General features: G+C 43.9%; 17 protein-coding genes. 13 read left to right on the forward strand and 4 right to left on the reverse strand.

All coding sequences use genetic code 11. From position 1 onward, the window contains the following. Position 1 precedes the first annotated feature (1 nt). Complete coding sequence (locus DEO27_RS23820) at positions 2 to 724, forward strand: ABC transporter ATP-binding protein (protein WP_112574435.1); 723 nt, start codon at positions 2 to 4, stop codon at positions 722 to 724. Positions 725 to 827: 103 nt separating this feature from the next. On the opposite strand, the gene DEO27_RS23825 is transcribed toward DEO27_RS23820, so the two are convergent. Both DEO27_RS23825 and DEO27_RS23830 read right to left on the reverse strand, forming a co-directional pair. After that, on the reverse strand, positions 828 to 2,069 hold the full coding sequence (locus DEO27_RS23825) for a peroxiredoxin family protein (protein ID WP_112574434.1): 1,242 nt from the start codon (positions 2,067 to 2,069) through the stop codon (positions 828 to 830). A gap of 57 nt (positions 2,070 to 2,126) precedes the next feature. Then, the gene (locus tag DEO27_RS23830; protein WP_112574433.1) at positions 2,127 to 3,266 is read right to left on the reverse strand and encodes an acyl-CoA dehydrogenase; all 1,140 of its coding nucleotides are present in this window, start codon (positions 3,264 to 3,266) and stop codon (positions 2,127 to 2,129) included. A 407-nt stretch (positions 3,267 to 3,673) separates the two neighbouring features. Between DEO27_RS23830 and DEO27_RS23835 the strand changes: the two genes are divergently transcribed. From DEO27_RS23835 to DEO27_RS23890, 12 genes are all read left to right on the forward strand, one after another. After that, complete coding sequence (locus DEO27_RS23835) at positions 3,674 to 3,916, forward strand: helix-turn-helix domain-containing protein (RefSeq protein WP_112574432.1); 243 nt, start codon at positions 3,674 to 3,676, stop codon at positions 3,914 to 3,916. An 85-nt stretch (positions 3,917 to 4,001) separates the two neighbouring features. Next, a complete protein-coding gene (locus DEO27_RS23840) occupies positions 4,002 to 6,056 on the forward strand; it encodes a M13 family metallopeptidase (RefSeq protein WP_112574431.1) in 2,055 nt (684 codons plus the stop codon). A gap of 232 nt (positions 6,057 to 6,288) precedes the next feature. Next, complete coding sequence (locus tag DEO27_RS23845; RefSeq protein ID WP_112574430.1) at positions 6,289 to 8,343, forward strand: M13 family metallopeptidase; 2,055 nt, start codon at positions 6,289 to 6,291, stop codon at positions 8,341 to 8,343. Between the two features lie 594 nt (positions 8,344 to 8,937). Continuing rightward, the gene (locus DEO27_RS23850) at positions 8,938 to 11,832 is read left to right on the forward strand and encodes a DEAD/DEAH box helicase (RefSeq protein WP_112574429.1); all 2,895 of its coding nucleotides are present in this window, start codon (positions 8,938 to 8,940) and stop codon (positions 11,830 to 11,832) included. Positions 11,833 to 12,260: 428 nt separating this feature from the next. Further along, entirely contained in the window at positions 12,261 to 13,220 is a 960-nt protein-coding gene (locus DEO27_RS23855) for an AAA family ATPase (RefSeq protein WP_410505403.1), read from the forward strand. A 108-nt stretch (positions 13,221 to 13,328) separates the two neighbouring features. Next, positions 13,329 to 14,210, forward strand: a complete 882-nt coding sequence (locus tag DEO27_RS23860; RefSeq protein WP_112574427.1) for a DUF58 domain-containing protein — start codon at positions 13,329 to 13,331, stop codon at positions 14,208 to 14,210. 5 nt (positions 14,211 to 14,215) lie between these two features. Then, entirely contained in the window at positions 14,216 to 15,187 is a 972-nt protein-coding gene (locus tag DEO27_RS23865; protein ID WP_112574426.1) for a hypothetical protein, read from the forward strand. Next, positions 15,184 to 16,188, forward strand: a complete 1,005-nt coding sequence (locus DEO27_RS23870; RefSeq protein ID WP_208644765.1) for a vWA domain-containing protein — start codon at positions 15,184 to 15,186, stop codon at positions 16,186 to 16,188. Before DEO27_RS23865 ends, DEO27_RS23870 begins: the two co-directional genes overlap by 4 nt. A gap of 4 nt (positions 16,189 to 16,192) precedes the next feature. Next, the gene (locus DEO27_RS23875; protein WP_112574425.1) at positions 16,193 to 17,233 is read left to right on the forward strand and encodes a vWA domain-containing protein; all 1,041 of its coding nucleotides are present in this window, start codon (positions 16,193 to 16,195) and stop codon (positions 17,231 to 17,233) included. Beyond that, positions 17,230 to 17,982 (forward strand): tetratricopeptide repeat protein, encoded by a 753-nt coding sequence (locus DEO27_RS23880; protein ID WP_112574424.1) that lies wholly within the window; start codon positions 17,230 to 17,232, stop codon positions 17,980 to 17,982. Before DEO27_RS23875 ends, DEO27_RS23880 begins: the two co-directional genes overlap by 4 nt. Before the next feature lie 23 nt (positions 17,983 to 18,005). After that, positions 18,006 to 19,823 (forward strand): BatD family protein, encoded by a 1,818-nt coding sequence (locus tag DEO27_RS23885; protein ID WP_112574423.1) that lies wholly within the window; start codon positions 18,006 to 18,008, stop codon positions 19,821 to 19,823. A gap of 1 nt (position 19,824) precedes the next feature. Next, on the forward strand, positions 19,825 to 20,586 hold the full coding sequence (locus tag DEO27_RS23890) for a tetratricopeptide repeat protein (protein ID WP_223818037.1): 762 nt from the start codon (positions 19,825 to 19,827) through the stop codon (positions 20,584 to 20,586). A 345-nt stretch (positions 20,587 to 20,931) separates the two neighbouring features. Here DEO27_RS23890 and DEO27_RS23895 read toward each other — a convergent pair whose 3' ends face one another. Together DEO27_RS23895 and DEO27_RS23900 are read right to left on the reverse strand one after the other, a co-directional pair. After that, positions 20,932 to 21,807, reverse strand: coding sequence for a PfkB family carbohydrate kinase (locus DEO27_RS23895; protein ID WP_112574422.1), 876 nt, complete (start codon positions 21,805 to 21,807; stop codon positions 20,932 to 20,934). A 132-nt stretch (positions 21,808 to 21,939) separates the two neighbouring features. Next, positions 21,940 to 23,103, reverse strand: a complete 1,164-nt coding sequence (locus DEO27_RS23900; protein ID WP_112574421.1) for a glycosyltransferase family 4 protein — start codon at positions 23,101 to 23,103, stop codon at positions 21,940 to 21,942. Between the last annotated feature and the right edge of the window lie 22 nt (positions 23,104 to 23,125).

Genomic DNA, 23,125 nt, shown 5'->3' on the forward strand with positions numbered 1-23,125 from the left:
CATGATTGAAGTAAGAAATTTAAAAAAGGTTTATAACGGCATTACCGTTGTAGATGTACCAGCACTGCAAATCAATAAAGGTGAAAGCGTTGGCCTTGTGGGCAATAACGGCGCAGGAAAAACCACCCTGTTTCGTATGGTGCTTGATTTGATCCGGGCCGAAAGCGGCGAGATCTTATCCAATGGCGAGGTTGTAGCCGGTCATGAAAAATGGAAAGATTACACCGCCGCTTATCTCGATGAAGGTTTTTTAATAGACTATCTCACCCCCGAAGAGTATTTTTATTTCATAGGTGGATTGCACAATCTCAACAAAGCGCACGTTGACGAAGTATTAACCAGCCTCACCGATTTTTTTAACGGCGAGATCCTGAAAAAAGGCAAATACATCCGAGACCTTTCAAAAGGTAATCAATGTAAGGTTGGTGTAGCAGCGTGCTTACTGCAGGAACCTGAATTGTTAATGCTCGACGAGCCTTTCGCCAACATCGACCCAAGTACCCAGTTCAGACTTAAAAACCTGCTGAAAGATCTCAATAAAAATAAAGGTGTAACCACCATAGTATCCAGCCATGACCTTAACCACATCACCGATGTTTGTGACAGGATTCTGCTGATGGAAAAGGGTGTGATCATTAAGGATATCGCTACCAGTTCATCAACGTTGAATGAGTTGGAGGCATATTTTGGGGTAATGTCCCCTTCCGAAGAGAAAGGCATTTAATAAAACTATGTCATTGCGAGGTACGAAGCAATCGCATGCTATACAGAGCAGTTTTGCTTCCGTGCGGTTGCCACGCTTCGCTCGCAATGACATAACTATTTTATTAAGGAGCAGGAACGGCGGCTAACAGGTCATCCGTCAGCTTTTCAAACTCACTGATAAACTCTGTGTAATGCTCACCGGTTCCCGGACCGCTAAAACCGGTATGGATCTTTTGTACATCGCCGCTTTTATCAATAATGATGGTAGTAGGGAAACCAACTACTTTTGATAGCATAGGCAAACTTTGAGCTGTTTGCTTTTTGTCGCTGGTGTAGCCTGTTATCAATAGCGGATAGGTTACCTTAAACCTGTCTTTTACCTGTTGCAACGCTTTCTTTGATTTCTCAAAATCGGTGCTGCGCTCGTAGGCCAGACCAATTACTTCAACGCCTTTATTGTGGTATTTTTTATAGTAGTTAACCATATAAGCGGTTTCGTCCATACAGTTGGGGCACCATGAGCCCAGGATCTGAACAATAACTACTTTATTTTTGAACCTGGAATCATCCAGTGAAACGGTTTTACCATCAAGATCTTTAAAGCTGAAAGCTAATTTTTTATAGCCCGGCTTTAATGACGTGAGAGAATATGCATCAGGCAATTTGGCGTTTTCATCTTTTACTGCTGTCCACGCCTGTACTGAAGAATACCCTGCGTAAAATTTACCGTCGGTTATCGTTTTATCGTCGCTGATAGTAGCGGTAAAGGTATAAGCATGACCGCCATCAAAAGTAGACAGGTAAAGTTTGTTACCACTTACCGAACCTTCAAGGTACCGGTAGTCGCCGGTGGTAGTTAGGAAGGTACCCGTAAGTTTATTGCCATTCTGTTTAAACTCGCCAACGGTTGTATCACGGCCCTGGCCTTCGCCAAACACTGCCGACCAGCGGCCACCAATATTAAATGCGGGCTTTTCGGGGCTTTTGAAAAAGCGCCATGAAGTATTAGGCACCGCGCTAAACGGAACCAGAAGATCATTATCGGCCAGGTGCCTCACCCAATTGCCAGTCAGACTATCGCCATTAAGTTTCAATTTAAAATCAGAATTGAACAAAGGCATGTGGATAAAAACAGAATCGCCTTTGGTGGTAACATCGGTCACCTTAAAGTGCTCGGCACCGTTAATAATAGCTAATTGTGGTTTGCCGCCGGTGTTATTAACCTCAAAGTTGAAAGGAATCTCGGTACCCGATTTGGTTTTAAGCGCGCCGCGCCATTCGCCGGTTTTTAGCTTAGTTTGAGCAAAGCCGGTTTGCAGAAATAGTAATCCGCAAACACCGGCCGCGATATTTTTGAAAGTCATACTTAAATATATAGTCTACTTAATCTATATACTTTCAAAGGTATAAAAACAGTACCGTTATTTCAACAATCCGCGCGAAATGACAATTCTTTGAATTTCAGATGTTCCCTCATAAATCTGGGTTATTTTAGCGTCGCGCATCAGACGTTCAACATGATATTCCTTCACATAACCGTAGCCGCCATGGATCTGAACCGCTTCGGTGGTGGTACGCATGGCCACTTCTGAGGCATATAATTTAGCCATTGACGAGGCCTGCACATAAGGTTTCCCGTGGTCTTTAAGCCAGGCAGCTTTAAGGCACATCAACCGGGCAGCTTCAATTTCGGTAGCCATATCGGCCAGTTTAAATTGGATAGCCTGATGATCGGCCAGTGTTTTGCCAAACGTTTTACGTTCCTTAGCATATTGCACCGCCAGCTCATAAGCACCCGAAGCCAGCCCCAAAGCCTGCGAGGCAATCCCGATCCGGCCACCCTCCAGCAATCCCATCGCAAACTTAAACCCAAAGCCGTCTTCACCAATACGGTTTTCCTTAGGCACTTTAACATCGGTAAACATCAGCGAATGGGTATCTGATCCCCTCACGCCCATTTTATTTTCTTTAGCACCAACAGTAAAACCGGGCATACCTTTTTCAACAATAAAGGCATTAATGCCATGGTGTTTCTTACTCGTGTCGGTCTGGGCAATGACAATATATGTAGAGGCCGTACTGCCACTGGTGATCCAGTTTTTGGTACCGTTGAGCAGGTAATGATCGCCCATGTCAATGGCGGTTGTTTTTTGCGACGTTGCATCTGATCCGGCTTCGGGTTCCGAAAGGCAAAACGCGCCAATACATTCGCCTTTGGCTAACGGTACCAGGTATTTCTGTTTCTGTTCTTCATTCCCGTACTTCTCAAGCCCATAACATACCAGCGAATTGTTTACGGATACAATTACCGAGGTGGAAGCATCAATTTTGGAAAGCTCTTCCATCACCAGTACGTACGATATGGCATCCAGGCCGGCCCCGCCATATTGCGGTGATACCATCATGCCCAGGAAACCAAGTTCACCAAGCTTCCTTACTTGTTCGGCGGGAAATTTTTGCAGTTCGTCGCGTTCTATAACACCAGGTTTTAATTCTGTTTGCGCAAAATCGCGCGCAGCCTGGCGAATCATTTTTTGTTCTTCGGTCAGTTCAAAATACATGGGTATAATTAAAGCCTAAATATATAAAATTTACTATGCATGCATAGTAAATTTTATAAACAAAAAAAGAGAGCTTTTTTGAAGCTCCCTTTCCCCTAATTAATTTAAACTATTGATTAAACCCAAAACAAAGAACAAAAAATCTCAACTTGGGCGTCTGAGAATTCAATTTTAATTTTTCACAGGTAGATGTTACTAAATCTCTTATTTTTTCACAGATGATACAGGGCGTGTAATTCTATACAAATCTTTTGCCATAATTATAAAATTGTGGCATTAATATTTCATGTTTAAACGTTAGTTGTTCATTTTTATAAAAGAATAATATCTGCATATAAAATGTATTGATGTTATTTTATTTTTAGCTTACAAAAAAAACATAAAATATTAAATAAGCCGATCCACCCATGCTTTTAACTGATTTTGAATACCTTAACGACACCGATAACGCGTTTAAACGAAAAGTAGCCTTACAGATTAAGGCTTTACGCAAGCAAAACCGGGTTACTCAAGAGAAGTTTTTTAAAGAAACACGCATAAATATTGCAAGGCTCGAATCAGGTATTATTGATATCAGATTAGAAACACTTCGTAAAATTTGTTATTATTTTAACGTTTCGTTAGCAGGTTTTTTCCAGGGGATATATTAAATTATCATATTTAGAAAAAAACGCTGTCCTAAATTCTATTATAACATACAGTCGTTGTATTTTAATTCATACACACACCTAAAAAATGAACAAACAAATCCGCTCCTTATCCATAATTGCCATTTCGTTCGGCACTTTACTCAGTGCCTGCAGCCATGAAGACAAGACAAAAGCGTACGAAGCCGGTGATCCCGTGATCCATAATATGGACACTACCGTAAAACCAGGCGACGACTTTTTTAAATACGCCAACGGCACCTGGCTGCGCAAAAATCCTATTCCGGCGGCATACGCCTCATGGGGCATAGGCAATGTTGTGCAGGATGAGCTGCGCGACAGGATGAAGAAAATCAACGAAGATGCCCTAAAGGCCAACGCACCCAAAGGCAGCAATACCCAAAAAATAGGCGATTTCTATTTCAGCGGGATGGATACCGTTAACATTGAAAAACAGGGCCTGTCTCCGTTAAAGGATGAGCTGGATAAAATAGACCGGATAACAGATATCAAAAGCCTGGTTGAGGAATTTGCCCATCTGCAAAGGATTGGCGTTACACAACCCATTGGTGCATACGTTGGCCAGGATGCTAAAAACAGTTCAAAAATGGCATTGGGCTTATACCAGTCGGGAATAGGCATGCCTAACCGTGATTATTATTTTAATAAGGACGAGCATAGCGTAGCCATCCGTACCGATTATCAAAATAAATACCTGCCTACCATGTTTAAACTGACAGGCTTAACTGCCGATAAAGCTGCCGCCGCCGCGAAAAAAACTTACTCGCTCGAAACTTTCCTGGCCGATAGCAGCCGTAAACTGGAAGACCTGCGCGACCCGTACCATAACTATAACAAAATGACGCTTGCTGCCCTGAGTAAGCTGGCCCCGGACATTGACTGGAAGCCCACATTTGAAAAAATGGACTACAAAAATGCCGACACGGTAATTGTAGGTCAGCCGGAATATTACAGGGCTTTAAATAAAGCTTTAAAAGTTTATACGATAGACGATTGGAAAAATTACCTGCGTAACAACCTCATCACAGCTTTTGGATCATACCTGAGCAAACCATTTGATGAAGAGGTGTTCCGCTTTTATGATAAGGTTATTGAAGGCAGTACCGCTCAGCTTCCGAGGTGGAAACGGGTTCTGGATACAGAGAATGGCCTAATGGGTGAAGTGTTAGGGCAGATCTTCGTGAAAGAGTACTTCCCCGAAAAAACAAAAGAGCGCTATGTGAAACTGGTTGAAGAAATGCGCGCCAGCTTCAAAGAGCACATAGAAAAGCTGGACTGGATGAGCCCCGCGACAAAGGAAAAAGCCTATTATAAGCTATCAAAGGTTAATCCCAAAGTGGGCTACCCGGATAAATGGAAAGATTTTTCGACTTTGGAGATCAACCGTGGCCCCTATGCTCTTAATGTATTGCGGGCAAATGAATGGTGGCACAACTTCAGCGCGGCCAAACTGGGCAAACCTGTCGACCGTACGGAATGGGATATTACCCCGCAAACCTATAATGCTTATTACAACCCATCAAACAATGAGATTGTATTGCCTGCCGGTATTTTTACCATCCCCGGCTACAAGGATGAGAATATTGACGACGCCATTATTTACGGCTACGCCGCGGCTTCAACTATCGGTCACGAAATGACACACGGCTTTGACGACCAGGGCCGCCAGTTTGATGCCGCCGGAAACCTGAAAGCCTGGTGGACACCACAGGATTCGGTAAAATTTAGCCAACGTGCCAAAATGCTTATCGACCAGTTTAACGGTTACAGCATTTATGGTTTGCACGTAAACGGTAAAGCCACCCAGGGCGAAAACATTGCCGACCTTGGTGGCATTGTAATTGGGCTTGATGCTTTCAAGAAAACCCAGCAATACAAAGAAGGCAAACTCATAAACGGCCTAACACCACTGCAACGCTACTTTTTAGGTTATTCGCTGGGCTGGCTTACACAGGACAGAAAAGAATCATTATCAAGCCAGATCCTGACCAACGAGCATGCACCGGCATTTATGCGTGTTAACGGCCCGTTTACAGATGTACCTGAATTTTACGAGGCATTTCATATTAAAAAGGGCGATAAAATGTGGATTGATCCGGATAAAAGGGTGAAAATTTGGTAGGCATTATTTTCAAAAAATGTCATTGCGAGGAGGAACGACGAAGCAATCTCGTAGCTATGTATGTCGAATTTGCATTGACTACGAGATTGCCACGCTTCGCTCGCAATGACATGGAGATGTTATTAATTCCCGGTGATTCCCGCATATTTTAACCCCAAACATATTCCATATTGTTACAAAGGCCTTATTTAAAGGCCTTTGTTTTTATTAAATTTGTTCAAAACGTGTTGACATGACCAAACTTTACAAAGCAACCCTCTTTGGCGGGGTCGCCCTGGCTCTATTTGCCCTCAGCGCCTACCAAACAAAAACTGCCGATAAACCCGCCGACCCTGTTTATGATAATCTTGATAAATCTGTAAAACCGGGTGACGACTTTTTTAGATACGCTAACGGCGGCTGGCTTAAACGCAACCCGATACCGGCTGCCTATTCAAGCTGGGGTATCGGCAATGTAGTTTCTGAAGAGCTGCGCGACAGGCTCAAAAAAATCAATGAAGATGCCTTGAAAGCCAATGCGCCTAAAGGTTCATCCACCCAAAAAATAGGCGATTTCTATTATACAGGGATGGATAGCGTTAACATCGAAAAGCAAGGTATTAACCCGATAAAAGCGCAACTGGATATTATTGACAAGGCAACCGATATAGCCGGGATTCTGAATGCTGCAGCTGTTTTAACTACTACCGGCACCCGTAACATCATAGGTAGCGGCGTACGGCAGGATGCTAAAAACAGCGTTAAAACCATTGTGCAACTAAGCCAGTCGGGACTGGGTTTACCTAACCGTGATTATTATTTTAAAACGGATGCCCGCACTACTAAAGTTCGTACCGATTATATGACCAACCACCTGCCCGCCATGTTAAAGCTTTCGGGCTGGGATGAGCAAAAGGCGACACAGGGAGCAGCAAGCGTATTTAAAATTGAGAAGTTTTTGGCCGATAGCAGCCGCAAGCTTGAAAACCTGCGCGATCCGTATCACAACTACAACAAAATGACCATTGCCCAGTTGGGCAAGCTTACGCCTAACATCAACTGGCCTGTCATATTCAGCAAGCTGGAATATAAACAGCCAATAGATACCGTAATTGTTGGTCAGCCGGAGTATTACAGGGCGGTTAATACCGCGCTTTCCACATTTTCGGTTGATGAATGGAAAGCTTATTTGCGCTGGAAACTGATCTCATCGTATGCCCCATATCTGAATTCGGCTGCAGATGCCGAAAGTTTCCGGTTCAGCGGAAAAGTAATATCCGGCCGTAAAGAACAATTGCCCCGCTGGAAACGGGTACTGGATACCGAAAATGGCTTAATGGGCGAACTGCTTGGGCAACTTTTTGTGAAAGAATATTTTCCTACCGAAGCCAAGCAACGTTACACCGATATGGTTGAGGCCATCCGTCAGGCTTATCGTGAGCATATTGCCAAACTGGATTGGATGAGTCCCGAAACCAAGCAAAAGGCATTGGCTAAACTGAATGCCATTCACCCCAAAGTTGGCTATCCCGACAAATGGAAAGATTTTTCGAGCATGGAGATCAGCCGTGACTCCTATGCCGGCAATGTAATGCAGGCCAGGCACTGGGCTTACCTGTTCAATATCAACAAACTCGGAAAACCGGTTGATCATACCGAATGGGGCATGACACCGCAAACCTACAATGCCAGCTACAGCCCTTCAAATAATGAAATCACTTTACCTGCGGCACAGTTCAGCATTCCGGGCGTAAAAGACAGCGAGGTTGATGATGCCGTTGCTTATGGATACGTAGCCGCATCAACCATAGGCCATGAAATTACCCACGGTTTTGATGATGAAGGCAGGCAGTTTGATGCCAAAGGCAATCTCAGGGCCTGGTGGACACCAACCGATTCGGCAAAATTCACCAAACGTGCTAATATGCTTGCCGATCAGTTTAGCAGCTATGTGGTACTGGATAGTCTGCATGTTAACGGCAAAGCATCCTTAGGCGAAAACATTGCCGATTTGGGTGGAATTGTATTAGGCATTGATGCCTTTAAAAAGACTCAACAGTACAAAGAAGGTAAACTCATTGACGGACTTACCCCAATGCAGCGCTTCTTTTTAGGCTACGCCCTCGGCTGGCTCGGTCAGCAGCGCGATGAATCATTAGCTAACCAGATCCTTACGGACGTACACGCCCCCGGTTTTTTAAGGGTAAACGGCCCGTTTAGTGATGTGCCTGAGTTTTACCAGGCTTTTCATATCAAAAAGGGAGATAAAATGTGGATTGATCCGGATAAAAGGGTGAAGATCTGGTAGATCGGGCTTTGCTCCTTTATTATATTACGATCCTCTAACAGTCTTTTTAAAGGCTGTTAGAGGATTTTTAGTGCATGGCCTGTGCGATTCCCTCCCCTGGGAGGGGTGTAGGGAGGGGTTTGTGCGACATGCTAAGTTGTCGCAAAGGCGTATAAACCCCTCCCTGCCAACACACGTTCCTAACGCACCCCTCCCAAGGGAGGGAATTGTCATCTCTTGCACTATTCCTTCCTGAAAGCGCACTACATCGCTCGGCCATGCTGAACTTGTTTCAGCACCCCCACGAAACAAGTGGGCGATTTGATTGGCAAGCGGCTTAGCAAATGAGGTGTTGAAACAAATTCAACATGACAGCTATCTTATTACATTATTTCACTTCAGAACCCAGACCTACGGAATTTTAAAAACTTCGTAAGTCTTTAACTCAGAAGAGGCATTCCCAACCGTCAAAAATGTGATCAATGTTATCAAAACCATGTCAATTTCAATACTTTAACAATTTTTTAATATAAAACTCTTTCAATTAAGGTAAATTCTATTTACGTTTGAATTTTTTCTTGATGTAGCTTCAAATAATTTTTTACCCTGAAGCACATGTTACGCGTCGACAGTTCCAAACCATGCCAAATTATATATGCCATTGCCCGGCATGATTACCTGTCGTATGTAATTGAACCACACATAGTTCAGCTTAACCCCAACGGTGAATTTTCCTTAACCCACCAGCGTTTGTTTTCCAATACAGCCAAAGAGTTTTGTGAATTTCTGGATGATACGGATATCAGGCTTATCAAACTGCTGGAGGAGATGGAACAGGGTAACGTGATCAAAAGGTATTACAAAAAGCCTATCCGCCCGTTCGAATTTTTCTCGAAAGTGTTCAACGAGCAGATGTTTGACATGATCCGCCCGAAACTGGAGAAACGCATAGCCGAAGCATTATCATTGCTTTGCAGCAAGCAGGTGTACCAGATGAGCAAAGAGGGCTACCCCGGCGAGCGCAAATTACAGCTTGCTACTGAAGCCGCATCAGTGTTATTTCACTTCAGGCGCAACGAGGAGGAGATCAGGTATTTCCCTACCATCAAGTACCAGGGCATGCGCATCGAGTTCATGTTTAAAAATGCCGAGATCATCTGTAACCACCCGGCCTGGATGCTGCTTGATGATACTTTGTATTACTTCGACAAAGAAATTGAGGGTAAAAAACTACAGCCATTCCTGAACAAGCGCTTCATCGCCATACCCAAATCGTCCGAGCAATCGTACTTTGAAAAGTTTGTTGCGCCGCTTATCGAAAAGCATAATGTTTATGCCGAAGGGTTCACCATTAATACCGAAAAGTATGATGCCCGCCCGGTGCTTAAACCAATTTACATTGAAGGCGGTACATCGCAGCTGCAACTTTCGTTTAAATATGCCGGTTATGTTTTCCCTTATGGCGATGGCAGGCATATATCGGTAAGGATGGAAAAAAACGGCGATGATTACCTATTTCATCGCATTAAACGCTCAACCACCTGGGAAAAAGGCAAAATGCATCAGCTGGAACAAATGGGCCTTAAAGTAGCTTCGTCGCTATTTCAAAATCTTGAAGTTGCCGGTCGCGATGATGATGCCGACCATTCATTCTCGGTTTTTGAATGGCTTAACCAGCACCATGACCAGCTCATTGAAGAAGGTTTTGAACTGGAACAACCTGAAGGACAAAAGCGCTACGTTTTTGGCAGCAGCAAAATTGAACTGGTTGTAACCGAAAATAACGACTGGTTTGATATCAACGCAATGGTAAGCTTCGGCCCGTACCGTATACCTTTTATCCAGTTAAAAAATCATATCCTCAACCACAAAAAGGAATTTATCCTGCCATCTGGCGAGATTGCAGTAATTCCCGAACAATGGTTTTCGCAATATGGCAACCTGCTGCATTTTACCGAAGGCAGCAATGAACTTAAACTTCGCCGTCATCATATTGGTTTGGTTACAGACCTTGCCGAGGGTGAAATGGCCAGCGTTACCATGACCCGCAAACTTCAAAAGCTCACCAATTTTGAGGAGCTTGAGGATGCACCAATGCCGGTTAATTTTGAAGGCCAATTGAGGCCATACCAAAAAGCGGGCTATAACTGGTTCCACTTTTTAAAGCAATATCATTTTGGTGGTTGCCTTGCCGATGATATGGGCTTGGGTAAAACCATTCAAACTTTATCATTGCTGCAAAAGCATAAAGAAGATGTTGAAAACGGGGGCGGCAAAGCTACATCGCTGGTGATTATGCCTACCTCACTCATCTATAACTGGCTTAATGAGGCCCGCAAGTTTGCGCCTCAATTAAGACTGATGGTACATACAGGTACTATGCGCTATCGCAGTGCCGATGTTTTTGCCAATTACGATGTGGTGATCACCACCTATGGCATCAGTCGTATCGATATTGAAATGTTTAAGGATTTCTTTTTCGATTACGTAATCCTTGACGAAAGTCAGAACATTAAAAACCCGTCGTCAAAATCGTACCAGGCGGTTAAACAGCTTAAATCGCGCTTTAAACTGATCTTGAGCGGTACCCCGGTTGAAAACTCGGTTAACGATCTGTGGACGCAGATGTCGTTCATTAATCCGGGCTTGCTGGGCGCGCAACAGTTTTTCCAAAACGAATTTGTAACCCCGATAGAAAAGAAAAAGGACGAAGACAAGGCCCGCAAGTTGCAGGCACTGATCAAACCTTTTGTTTTGCGCCGTACCAAGGAGCAGGTGGCCACCGAGCTTCCGCCAAAAACAGAAAACCTTTTCTATTCTCAGATGACCGAAGAGCAATCGTCTGTTTATGAAGAGATCAAATCCGAATACCGTAACGAGCTATTGAAAAGCCTGGAGGATGGCACATTTGCCAAAACGCAGATTCAGGTATTGCAGGGTTTGATCAAACTAAGGCAAATTGCCAATCACCCTATCATGATTGATAAAGATTATGAGGGCGATAGCGGCAAATTTGAGGACGTGGTTCACACCCTTAACAATGTTCTTGACGGCGGCCATAAAGTGCTGATATTTTCGCAGTTTGTAAAACAGCTCAGCATCTACCGGGATCATTTTGACCGCGTTGGCATTCCGTACGTATATCTCGATGGTAGTACCCAAAACCGTGGAGATGTGGTAAAACAGTTTCAGGAGGATGAGAAAACACGCGTATTCCTGATCTCGATAAAAGCAGGTGGTGTAGGCCTCAACCTCACCGAAGCTGATTATGTTTTCATCCTGGATCCATGGTGGAACCCGGCGGTTGAGCAACAGGCTATTGACCGTACCCACCGCATTGGCCAAACCAAAAACGTGTTCATCTATAAATTCATCACCAAAGATTCGGTTGAAGAAAAGATCCTGGCTTTGCAGCAACGCAAACTGAGCCTGTCAAGGGCACTTATTACCACTGAAGAAAGTTTTATTAAGTCGCTTACAGCAGAGGATATTAAGGAGATATTGGGGTAAGTTGATTTGAGCGATGACAAAACAACAATCTTGCGCTCGTTTGTAACGAGCGAGAGTTGATCGCAATGACATAGCTTTTTATTTGCACACCCTTGCGTTCGTTTGCATCATTCAATAAAATGCCTTTTACCACGTTATATTGTACAAAAACCGCTAAATAGTGTATATTGGAGATTTACGAGCACCGGATTTAACAATTATCATCGAACATTTTGAGTGTTAAACAGATATATCAACCGCGATATCTTACGATTTAACACTTTTTAACATTTATGCAAGGATTTTAGTTGGCGAAAAATTGGCCGGGTGTTTAAGTTTGCCTACCGAAACGAAAAAATTTAATGGAAGAACAAAATAGCTATACAGGAAATGTCACTTCGGCCGCTCCAACATCGTACTCAACCGATATCAGGGCGCTGAATGAAATGATACAAAGGGAAAGCGCGTTTATCGATCTGCTGATCCTGGAGATGGATAAAGTGATCGTGGGTCAGCGTTACATGGTTGAACGTTTGCTGATTGGTTTATTAGCCAACGGCCACATTTTATTGGAAGGTGTACCGGGATTGGCAAAAACATTGGCCATCAACACACTTTCAAGAGCAATCCAGGCAGATTTTAGCAGGATCCAGTTTACACCGGACCTACTCCCCGCCGACGTGCTTGGTACCATGATCTATAACCAAAAGAAAGAAGAGTTCATTGTGCGTAAAGGCCCTATCTTCTCTAACTTTGTTTTGGCCGATGAGATTAACCGTGCGCCTGCTAAAGTGCAAAGTGCATTGCTTGAAGCCATGCAGGAGCGCCAGGTAACCATTGGCGATACTACCTATAAACTGCCCGATCCGTTCCTGGTACTGGCAACCCAAAACCCTATTGAGCAGGAAGGTACTTATCCCCTGCCCGAAGCACAGGTTGACCGTTTTATGCTGAAAGTGGTGATCAAATATCCTAACAAAGAGGATGAGAAAAAGATCATGCGCGCCAATATTTCGCCTTCGGGCATGAATAAACCAAACGCCATTATCAAGCCCGAGGAAATCATCAAGGCCCGTAAAATAGTGCGCGAGGTTTATATGGACGAAAAAATTGAGCAATACATTATCGATATTGTTTTCGCTACCCGTTTCCCTGATCAGTTTAAGCTTGCCAAGTACAAAACCCTGATCACCTTTGGTGCTTCGCCAAGGGCAAGTATCAGTTTGGCGCTGGCTGCAAAAGCTTATGCGTTTATCAAACGCCGTGGCTACGTGATCCCTGAGGATGTGCGCGCTGTTTGCCATGATGTATTAAGGCACCGCGTTGGCTTAAGCTACGAGGCCGAAGCTGAGAACATCACCAGCGAGGATATCATTACAGCGATATTAAACGCGGTTGAGGTACCGTAAACCTCACCCTGGCCCTCTCCAAAGGAGAGGGAGTTAAATAAAAAGTTTAATTATTCAACTAAAATTCTTTTAAAGTCCTCCCCCCTGGGGAGGATTTAGGAGGGGTACATGGCTAAAGACACCAAGGATCTGCTAAAAAAGGTTAGGAAGATAGAGATCAAAACCCGTGGCTTAAGTAACCACTTATTTTCGGGCGAGTATCATTCTGCTTTCAAGGGGCGTGGTATGGCCTTCAGCGAGGTGCGCGAATACCAGATTGGCGATGAGATCCGTACTATCGACTGGAACGTAACGGCCCGTTTTAACGCGCCTTACGTAAAGGTATTTGAAGAGGAACGCGAACTTACCGTTATGATACTGATGGATGTGAGTGGTTCTGAAAACTTCGGCACACAAAACCAACAAAAGCAGGATCTGGCTACCGAGCTTTGCGCTGTGCTGGCATTTTCGGCCATACAGAACAATGATAAGGTAGGTATCCTATTTTTCAGCGATAAGATCGAGAAATTTATTCCGCCTAAAAAAGGCCGCAGCCATATCCTGATGATCATCCGCGAATTGATCGCGTTTCAGCCCGAAAACAAGGGCACCAACGTGGCCGAAGCTTTAAAATACTTCACCAGTGTTATCAAAAAGAAGTGCACAGCCTTTGTGATCTCGGATTTCATCACCTCTGATTTTGAAAATGAAATTAAGATCGCCAATAAAAAGCACGATATCATTGCTTTAAAACTTTACGATAAGCACGAAGAAGAATTCCCAAACCTTGGGCTTATTCCCGTTAAAGACGAAGAAAGCGGGCAAATCATGTGGGTAAACACCGGTGATAAAGCCGTACGCGACGCCTTTAAATGGGATGCCGTGAAACGCAATGCCGCGCTTCAGGATACTTTTCGCCGTTCGGGGGTTGATTATACTACTATCGGCACACACGAATCATACGTTAAACCATTAATGACATTATTTAAAAAGCGGGAAGGCCGGCGGTAAAATATATGAACAGGTACATCAAATACACCCTGGCTATGTTGGTAACGCTTGCAGGCTTTTACCAAACAGGCAGGGCTCAAAACTTTGGGGCAAAAGCTACGCTGAATAAAAACACTATCCTTATAGGCGAACAAACACAGCTTAACTTAAGCGTCCGTTTTCATACCCAGGATAATGTCACTTTTCCAAAGGTGCCCGATAGCATAGGTAAAATTCAGGTAGTGAAAGTTAAAGCGGATACGGTTTCCGATAAAAGCGACCTATCCATCAAAACTATCACCAGGCATTATACTATCACTGCTTTTGATAGCGGCCGGTACGCTATTCCATCTTATGTTTTCAAATCGGCAGTAGGCGATTTGCCTACCGAAACGTTGACCCTTGATGTAAAAACAGTTGCCGTTGACACCACCAAGGGCTTTTATGATATTAAACAGCCATTGGCTGTTCATTATACTTTTTGGGACTGGCTGCATGATAACTGGAAATTGGTTATAGGCATCTGGCTTGGCTTAATGGCGATAGCCGGCGCAATTTACTACCTGCTTAAACGACCTAAAAAAGAGGTGGTTGTTGAAGAAGTTAAACCGGATGTGCCACTGCATATCCAGGCGCTTCAAAAGCTTGAAGAGATCAAGAGCAAACAGCTTTGGCAACACGACCAGGTTAAGCAATATTATATTGAACTGAGCGATGTGGTACGTGAGTACCTTGAAAAACGGTATACTATTCAAGCGCTGGAGCAAACAACCGAAGAGATTTTTGCGAGCTTAAGAAACATGGATATAGCCAGCGAAGACAGGAACCTCTTAAGACAGCTATTGGTACTTTCGGATATGGTGAAGTTTGCCAAAGAGAAGCCCGCGGCTCATGAAAATGAAAAGAGCATGGATAACGCTGTTACTTTCATTAAAGATACACAACCCCACTATGTTAAGCCTGCAGATGTAAACGCGAAGGGAGATGAGGCAAAATGATTTGGTTTAAAGGAATAGAATTTGCACATCCGGGCTTTTTCTGGCTGTTTATCAGCATTCCGCTTATGGTGGGCTGGTACATCTGGAAACAAAAGCAACTACAGGGCAATCTGGCTATGCCTACCATCAGAGGCTTTGCCATGATCACCAAAAGCAAGCTGCCGCATTTCAGGCATTTGGGTATCGTTTTGCGCTCATTAGCCATGGCCGCACTTATAGTGGCGCTGGCAAGGCCGCAATCGTCATTAAGCTGGCAGGATACTACTACTGAAGGTATCGATATCGTTATCGCGTCGGATATCTCGGGCAGTATGCTTGCCGAGGATTTTAAACCGAACAGGCTTGAGGCCGGCAAAAACATCGCCATTGATTTTATCCAAAACCGCCCTAATGACAGGATTGGTCTGGTAGTTTTCAGCGGTGAAAGCTTTACGCAATGCCCGCTCACTATTGATCATTCGGTACTGGTAAACCTTTATGCCGATATCAAAAACGGGATGATTGAGGATGGTACCGCCATTGGTATGGGTTTGGCTACGGCCGTAAACCGTTTAAAAGATAGCGAAGCCAAAAGTAAAGTAGTGATCCTGCTTACCGACGGATCCAATAACTCGGGCTCTATCCCACCGGTTACCGCTGCCGAAATTGCCAAACAGTTTGGTGTAAGGGTTTATACAGTAGGCATTGGTACCAACGGCTATGCGCCCTACCCTGTTCAAACGCCAATGGGCGTACAATACCAGCGCATGAAAGTTGATATTGACGAAGGTACACTGGGCAAAATCGCTTCCATTACCGGTGGTAAATACTTCAGGGCAACCAATAACAGCGCCCTGAAAGATATTTACGAACAGATTGACAAACTGGAAAAAGCCAAGATAGATGTTACCCAGTACCGCAAAAAAACCGAACGCTTTTTGCCGTTCGCCATTATTGCGCTGGCACTTTTATCGTTAGAATTTTTAACAAGAAACACCCTGCTTAAGGGAGCTTTAACATAACAGCATGCTACGTTTTGCAAATACAGAATATTTATGGGGATTGCTTGCTATTCCGCTGCTGCTCTTTATTTTTTTAAGGGTTAACTGGTGGAAACGCAAAGCCATAGCCTCATTGGGCAATAAAGAGATAGTGCTGCAGATGATGCCGCAGGTTTCCTTTTCGCGCCCCTGGATTAAGTTTATCTTTTTCATTTTGGCCTACGCTCTGGTTGTGATAGGTATAGCAGATCCGCAGTTGGGTTCAAAAACCGAAGAGGTAAAGCGCAAAGGAGCCGACCTGATGATCCTGCTCGACGTATCAAACAGTATGCTGGCGCAGGACCTTGCCCCTAACCGTTTGGAAAACGCCAAACGCGCGTTAGCCCAGTTGATAGATAAGCTGCATGACGATCGTATTGGTATCGTAGTATTCGCTGGTCAGGCTTATGTCCAGCTTCCGGTAACTACCGATTATTCGGCGGCCAAGCTATTTCTCAATACCATTAACACCGATATGGTGCCAACACAAGGTACAGCTATTGGCGCGGCAATTAACCTGGGCATGCAGTCGTTTGATTTTAAAAACGGTACCGGCAAATCCATGATTATTATTACCGATGGTGAAAACCATGAGGATGATGCCGTTGCCGCCGCCAAATCTGCTTTATCAAGAAACGTAACTGTTAATGTTGTGGGTGTGGGCTCGGAAGAAGGTGCTCCGGTACCTATTTACCAGGATGGCAAGCAAACTGGCTTTCATAACGATAGCACCGGCCATCCTGTAGTAAGTAAGCTGGACGAGCAAATGGGCAAAGAAATAGCAGCGGCCGGAAACGGCGTTTACGTGCGTGCTAATAATGCCAACAGCGGCCTTAATATCGTTATGGATCAGATAGCCAAAGTGCAGCGCAAAATGACCGATACTAAACAGTTTAAAGATTTTGAAGACCGGTTCCAGTTTTTCCTGGCCATTGCCTTTGTACTGTTACTGGCCGAGTTCTTTATCTCTATCCGTAAAAACATGCGCCTGAGCAAGATCAAATTATTTGAAGTAAAAAACACATGAAGCAATATATCATAGTCATTATTTTAATGCTGCAGGCTTCATTTCTTTTTGCCCAGCAGGAAAAAAGACTTATCAATAAAGGTAACGAGCTTTACCAGCAAAAGAAATACAAAGAGGCCGAAGCAAGCTATCGCCAGGCCATGGGGCAAAAGAACAAAACTGTTGAGAGTAATTTCAACCTCGGTGATGCCATGTTCAAACAGCAAAAGTTTGATCAGGCGTCCGAACAGTTTAATAAACTGGCGGCTTCATCAACAGATAAAAATGTAAAATCCGGGGCTTATCATAACGTAGGCAACTCGTTCCTGACCCAAAAAAAATACCAGGAAAGTATCGACGCCTATAAAAAAGCGCTTGTTAATAATCCGGCGGATAATGAAACCCGCTATAACCTTGCTTATGCCCAAAAAATGCTGAAAAACCAACAGGACAAGAATAAAGGCGGCGGGGGCAATAATAATAAAGACAAGAACAAGGATAAAAACAAGAACGATAAGAATAAAGACAACAAGGACAAGGATAAAGACAAAAAAGATCAGGATAAAAACAAGCAGGATCAGGACAAGAAAGACCAGGACAAACAAAATCAGGATCAGAAAGATCAGCAGGGACAGCAGCCTAACCAGCTTTCAAAAGATGATGCCCAGCGTATGCTTGACGCCTTGAACAATGATGAAAAACAAACCCAGGATAAGCTGAAGAATAAAAAATTAAAAGGTGCTAAAGTGCCTATTTCAAAAGATTGGTAAATCTTGTTGTTTTGTAGATACTAATGAAAATTAAACTTTCCATATTAACGCTGCTGTTGTGTTGCTCAAGCCTTGTGTTCGCGCAGGTAAAGTTCACGGCATCGGTAAATAAAAATACCATAGGCACAGGTGAGGTACTTGAGGTTACCTTTTCCATCAACGCCAATGCCGATCGTTTTGCACCTCCTGCTTTTGCCGGTTTCCAGGTAGTTGGCGGGCCTAATGTATCCAACAGTATCTCCATGGTTAACGGGGTTACCTCCGCAAGCATAGCTTATGGATATGATCTTGTACCAACCCGGGAGGGTGAAATAACCATTGGTCCGGCTACTATTATGTCGGGCGGCAGACCTTACAGCACCACTCCTATAAAAATTAAAGTAGTTAAAGGCCAGGGTGGGCAGTCCAATCAACAGGCTCAGCAACAAAGCAGCAATGGTCCGGATAGCCGCAATATTCAAAAAGGGCGTGTAACAGATATTTCCAAATCATTGTTTTTACGCACCGAGGTTGATAAAACAACTGCCTACATGGGTCAGCAGATCATGATGAACCTACGCCTTTATACCCGGGTTAACATTGCCAATGGCGAGCCTGAAAAAATTCCTGATCTTAATGGATTTTACAGCCGCGACATTAAAAGCAATAACCCTAATACCCAATGGCGTACCGAGATTATTAACGGCGTAAGGTATAATGTTACCGATGTTAAGCAAACTATCCTGTTCCCCGAGCACGAAGGCAATATAACCATCGAGCCATCTATCATGAACTTTATAGTGAGGCAACAGGCTGCTTCATCATCCGGCGATCCCTTCGACGCTTTTTTTGGCGGCTATGAAGATGTAAAGTATAAAGTTAAAAGTACGCCGATTGTTATCCACGTAAAACCATTGCCACAGGCAGGGAAACCTGTTGAATATACCGGTGCCGTAGGTAAGTTTAACATTGAAGCCTCTCTTGATAAAAATGACGTTAAAGCTAACGATGCTATCAACTACACTATAAAGATAAGCGGTACGGGCAACCTGAAATTGCTTAAACCGATAAGCCCGAATTTCCCGGCTGATTTTGAGAAGTACGAACCCAAAATCACCGATACCATTACTGAAAATGCCAGCGGTTCATCAGGTAACAGGAAATACACTTACCTGCTTATCCCAAGGCACCAGGGCGATTTCACTATCGACCCTATTAAGTTTGCTTATTTTAACCCGGCCACCGGCAGGTATGTTAGTTTAACTACCCAGGCATTCCATATCAAGGTAGCCAAAGGCACGGGCGATGGCAGCAATGTTACCGCCTTTTCAAACGCGGGTAAGCAGGATGTTAAAGTACTGAGTAATGATATCCGCTACATTAAAACCGGCACCGAATTAAACGACGTAGGCAGCGACTTTTACGGATCTGGTCTGTATTATTTCCTGTTGATATTAGGTCCGGCAGGTTTCCTGGGGGCTTTGGTTTATGGCAAATGGCGCGATAAAAACAATGCCGATGTGGTAGGTTTGAAAAGCCGCAAGGCGGGAAAAGTGGCAGCCAAACACCTGGCCAGTGCCAAACAACAACTAAACGATAAAAAAGCGTTTTACGAAAACCTGTTCCGTGGTCTGTACGGCTATCTGAGCGATAAGCTTAATATCCCTTACTCCGACCTTAACCGCGAAAAAATAGCCGAGGAACTAAAAGCCCGTTCGCTTGACGAAAGCCTGATTAACGAGATGCTTGACACGCTTGACCTTTGCGAAATGGCACGTTATGCGCCGGTATCGGGCATTACCGAGCAACAGGTGTTTGATAAGGCACAAAACATGATCAATAACATTGAAAATAAAATATAACATGATGAAGCGCATTATATACTTACTGCTCATCATCGTTATGCCTATATGTGCATTAGCTAACGATGAAGCTAACGTCCTGTTAAAAAAAGGAAATGACCAATACGCCAAAGGCCAGTACAAGGAAGCCATCACCACCTACCAAAAAATTGTGGATGACGGGCACCAATCGGCGTTGGTTTATTATAACCTGGGCAATGCCTATTTTAAGAATGAAGATGTGCCCTCGGCACTGCTTTACTATGAAAAGGCGCATAAACTTTCGCCCGGCGATGAGGATATCAATTTCAATATCCAGTTTGCCAATCAAAAAACAACCGATAAGATAGAAGCCGGTACCGAGTTTTTCATCACTAAATGGTGGCACTCGTTTATCCTCCGCTTTTCGTTAACAACTTTATCTGTACTAACCATTTTGCTGATTATTGCCGGCTCTGCTTTGCTAATAGTTTACAGGTTCACCAATTCGGTAAGCATTAAAAAATGGTCGTTTTATTCGGCTTTAGTGGTGCTGCTTTTAGGCTTTGCGAGCATGTTTGTGGCAAGCCGCCAGGATCAATATTTTGACGCGCACCATGGCGCTATCATTTTCAGCACATCGGTAAATGTAAAAAGCGCTCCAACGCTTAACGCCAAAAATCTGTTCCTGATCCACGACGGAACAAAAGTTGAAATTCTGGAAGATAACAACGGCTGGATGAAGATCAGGCTGGCCAGCGGCAACGAAGGCTGGATCAATGCTTCGGATGCTAAGGAAATATAGTTTTTGGAGGAGGTGAAAGGATTGGAAGAGGCGAAAGGATAAAGGTAAAAGGCGAAAGGTTTTCCTTACCTCAATCAATCTAACACCATGTAATTGCTGTCCGTAGACTCTGTCTACGGATTCAATATGCCTGTAGTTTGCAACTATAGGCTGCCACTGGTCGAAGTTTAGCGATAGCGTAACTTCGTCCTAAAATCGTGGAAGCATCCTGCTTCCGTGGATTATCAATTATATTATAGCTATTGGAATTAAGCTGAAAGCTTAACCTATTTTAGGTCCAAGTTACGCTGTCGCTAAACTTGAACCAGATTTGCTTTTTATTTTAAGCCTTCGGCTTTCAGCTTCTTAAACCCTATTTTTTTCCAGCAACTCCAATACATCATCTTCAGTACCTGTAAAAGGACCTGATGATTCAATTTTAAAACTGGCCATAGCCGCTGCAAACTCGCCGGCCTCCTGGAAGCCTTTACCTTTAGCGCGCTGATAAAGATAACCGGCCATATAAGTATCTCCACAGCCGGTAGCGTCAACTACTTCTGATGGTTTATATGCCGGGATCTGGTAATAAACACCATCGGTATAAATAACCGACCCCATGCTGCCCAGTGTAACCACAACCTCATTAACCCCCCATTCGTTCAAAACTTTGGCACCTTCGTGGATATCAGTGATCCCCGTAAGTACTTCCATTTCGTGTTCGTTCACTTTCAGGATGTGGATGTGTTGCAGGGCCTCACGCTTTTCGGGCCAGTCGATAGGCACCACGTTCTTATCTTCTACTTTGCGCAGGTAGCCCTGGGCATCAAGCGAAAGCTTGCCTCGTTGCGCAAGCCCTTTTATAAAATCTACAGAGATATCATCGGCCAGCAAAGGACCTAAATGATAAACGTCAGCCTTAATTTCGTCAAGTTGCTCAATAGTGAAAGGGTCGGCTTTTTGCAACACGCGCTGAGTGCGGTGATCCTGATTAGCAGAGTAAATATTTTCAAAGTAAACCGTCTCGCCGCCTGTTGTTGCATGTACCTCGATACCTTTGCCGCGCAGTTTTTCAACCACTGGCATCTCGCTTAAAGCAAGCGAAGTAACCAGCGTGTAACTCACATCCATATTACGAATGGCGTTTGAAAAATAAAAAGAAGTACCGCCAGCCATGTGTTTTACCGCTTGCGGTGTCACCACTTTATCTAACGTAATATGCCCTACACAACAAATATCGTACATGAAAATTCCCCTATTATGATTTGATACTCAGCCTTTATTATTAAAACAAACGGCAAATGTAAGAAATAGGATTTTGTGTACAAGAAGTTATCTGTTTTGTGACAGGGAAATCACTTTAAGAATTTTATCAATTTATACCGTGCTCAACACATCTGCACCCGCCATTTCAGCCAGATCATCAAAATATACGGATGCCAGGTGCTCCCAGCTTAAGCGACTGCTGTATTGCAGGCCTTCTTCAATAAATTGTTCCCTCAGGCTATTGCTCTTAAGCAGTAGTTCTATTTTCTCCAAGTAACAGGCGGCGTCATAAGGCTCACATTTAAAACCATTAATACCCTGCTCTATAAAATCTTTTGACCCGCCACCATCGGCAATAACACACGGTAATCCCGATGCCATGGCCTCAAGCACTACGTTGCCATAAGCTTCAGATACGGAAGGAAACAGGAACAAAGTTGACGATGCGTATAAAACCGAAAGCCTTTTATGATCTACCTTGCCGGTAAATACCGCGTTCGGCATCCTGGTCTCGCAGGCTTTGCGGGCAACGCCATCGCCGGCAATTATGAAGTTAACCTCAGGGTGGCGGTCTTGCATCTGCGTATAGATCTCAAACAGCGTTTCAAGATTCTTTTCCCAAACCAGGCGGCTTGCAAATAAAATGGTGGGATTATCATTTCCTGTTATCGAACGCAGAGTTTTTTTTTGCAGGGGCGAAAACAGGCGGGTATCTATCCCTCTTTGCCAAAGTTTCATGCGATAGGTATCAACCCCCATATCAATCAGCTCATCCTTCATAGTAACCGAAGGCACATATACCTGGTCGCACTGGTTATAAAAAGCCTTATGGCTGTCGGTCATCATCTGCTTAACCTTATTGATCAGGAACGGGGTATGTTTCAGATAATAATCGATATAGGAAATAAAATGAGTGTGATAAATGCTGATAACCGGCAAACCATGCTGGGTAGCATATCTTAGCGCGAAATTGCCCAACAGCGATGGTGTGGCAATATGCACTATATCGGGTGAGAAATTATTTACGTCTTCGGTTAATTCGCTCATTACCAAGGCTGGTATGGCCATGGTATACCCGGTATTAATAGGCAATGTTAAAGCCGGGACTTTTAAGGATTCAAAACCAGCTATGCTGTCGGGACCGGCACCATACACGAACAGGAATTCAAAAATATTACGATCTATACGTTTTATGAGCTGATACATGGTGCGCACGGCACCGTCAAAATCTTCAATAAGTATCTCGGCAAAAAAGGCTATTCTGATCTTTTTCATCTTATTGACTGATTAGAGGTTA

The sequence above is a fragment of the Mucilaginibacter rubeus genome, from assembly GCF_003286415.2.
GTDB classification, from domain to species: Bacteria; Bacteroidota; Bacteroidia; order Sphingobacteriales; family Sphingobacteriaceae; genus Mucilaginibacter; species Mucilaginibacter rubeus_A.

Coding starts and splice junctions, on each gene's coding strand:
- DEO27_RS23820 (WP_112574435.1), top strand. CDS start 2: ATGATTGAAGTAAGAAATTTAAAAAAGGTTTATAACGGCATTACCGTT.
- DEO27_RS23825 (WP_112574434.1), bottom strand. CDS start 2,069: ATGACTTTCAAAAATATCGCGGCCGGTGTTTGCGGATTACTATTTCTG.
- DEO27_RS23830 (WP_112574433.1), bottom strand. CDS start 3,266: ATGTATTTTGAACTGACCGAAGAACAAAAAATGATTCGCCAGGCTGCG.
- DEO27_RS23835 (WP_112574432.1), top strand. CDS start 3,674: ATGCTTTTAACTGATTTTGAATACCTTAACGACACCGATAACGCGTTT.
- DEO27_RS23840 (WP_112574431.1), top strand. CDS start 4,002: ATGAACAAACAAATCCGCTCCTTATCCATAATTGCCATTTCGTTCGGC.
- DEO27_RS23845 (WP_112574430.1), top strand. CDS start 6,289: ATGACCAAACTTTACAAAGCAACCCTCTTTGGCGGGGTCGCCCTGGCT.
- DEO27_RS23850 (WP_112574429.1), top strand. CDS start 8,938: ATGTTACGCGTCGACAGTTCCAAACCATGCCAAATTATATATGCCATT.
- DEO27_RS23860 (WP_112574427.1), top strand. CDS start 13,329: ATGGCTAAAGACACCAAGGATCTGCTAAAAAAGGTTAGGAAGATAGAG.
- DEO27_RS23865 (WP_112574426.1), top strand. CDS start 14,216: ATGAACAGGTACATCAAATACACCCTGGCTATGTTGGTAACGCTTGCA.
- DEO27_RS23870 (WP_208644765.1), top strand. CDS start 15,184: ATGATTTGGTTTAAAGGAATAGAATTTGCACATCCGGGCTTTTTCTGG.
- DEO27_RS23875 (WP_112574425.1), top strand. CDS start 16,193: ATGCTACGTTTTGCAAATACAGAATATTTATGGGGATTGCTTGCTATT.
- DEO27_RS23880 (WP_112574424.1), top strand. CDS start 17,230: ATGAAGCAATATATCATAGTCATTATTTTAATGCTGCAGGCTTCATTT.
- DEO27_RS23885 (WP_112574423.1), top strand. CDS start 18,006: ATGAAAATTAAACTTTCCATATTAACGCTGCTGTTGTGTTGCTCAAGC.
- DEO27_RS23890 (WP_223818037.1), top strand. CDS start 19,825: ATGATGAAGCGCATTATATACTTACTGCTCATCATCGTTATGCCTATA.
- DEO27_RS23895 (WP_112574422.1), bottom strand. CDS start 21,807: ATGTACGATATTTGTTGTGTAGGGCATATTACGTTAGATAAAGTGGTG.
- DEO27_RS23900 (WP_112574421.1), bottom strand. CDS start 23,103: ATGAAAAAGATCAGAATAGCCTTTTTTGCCGAGATACTTATTGAAGAT.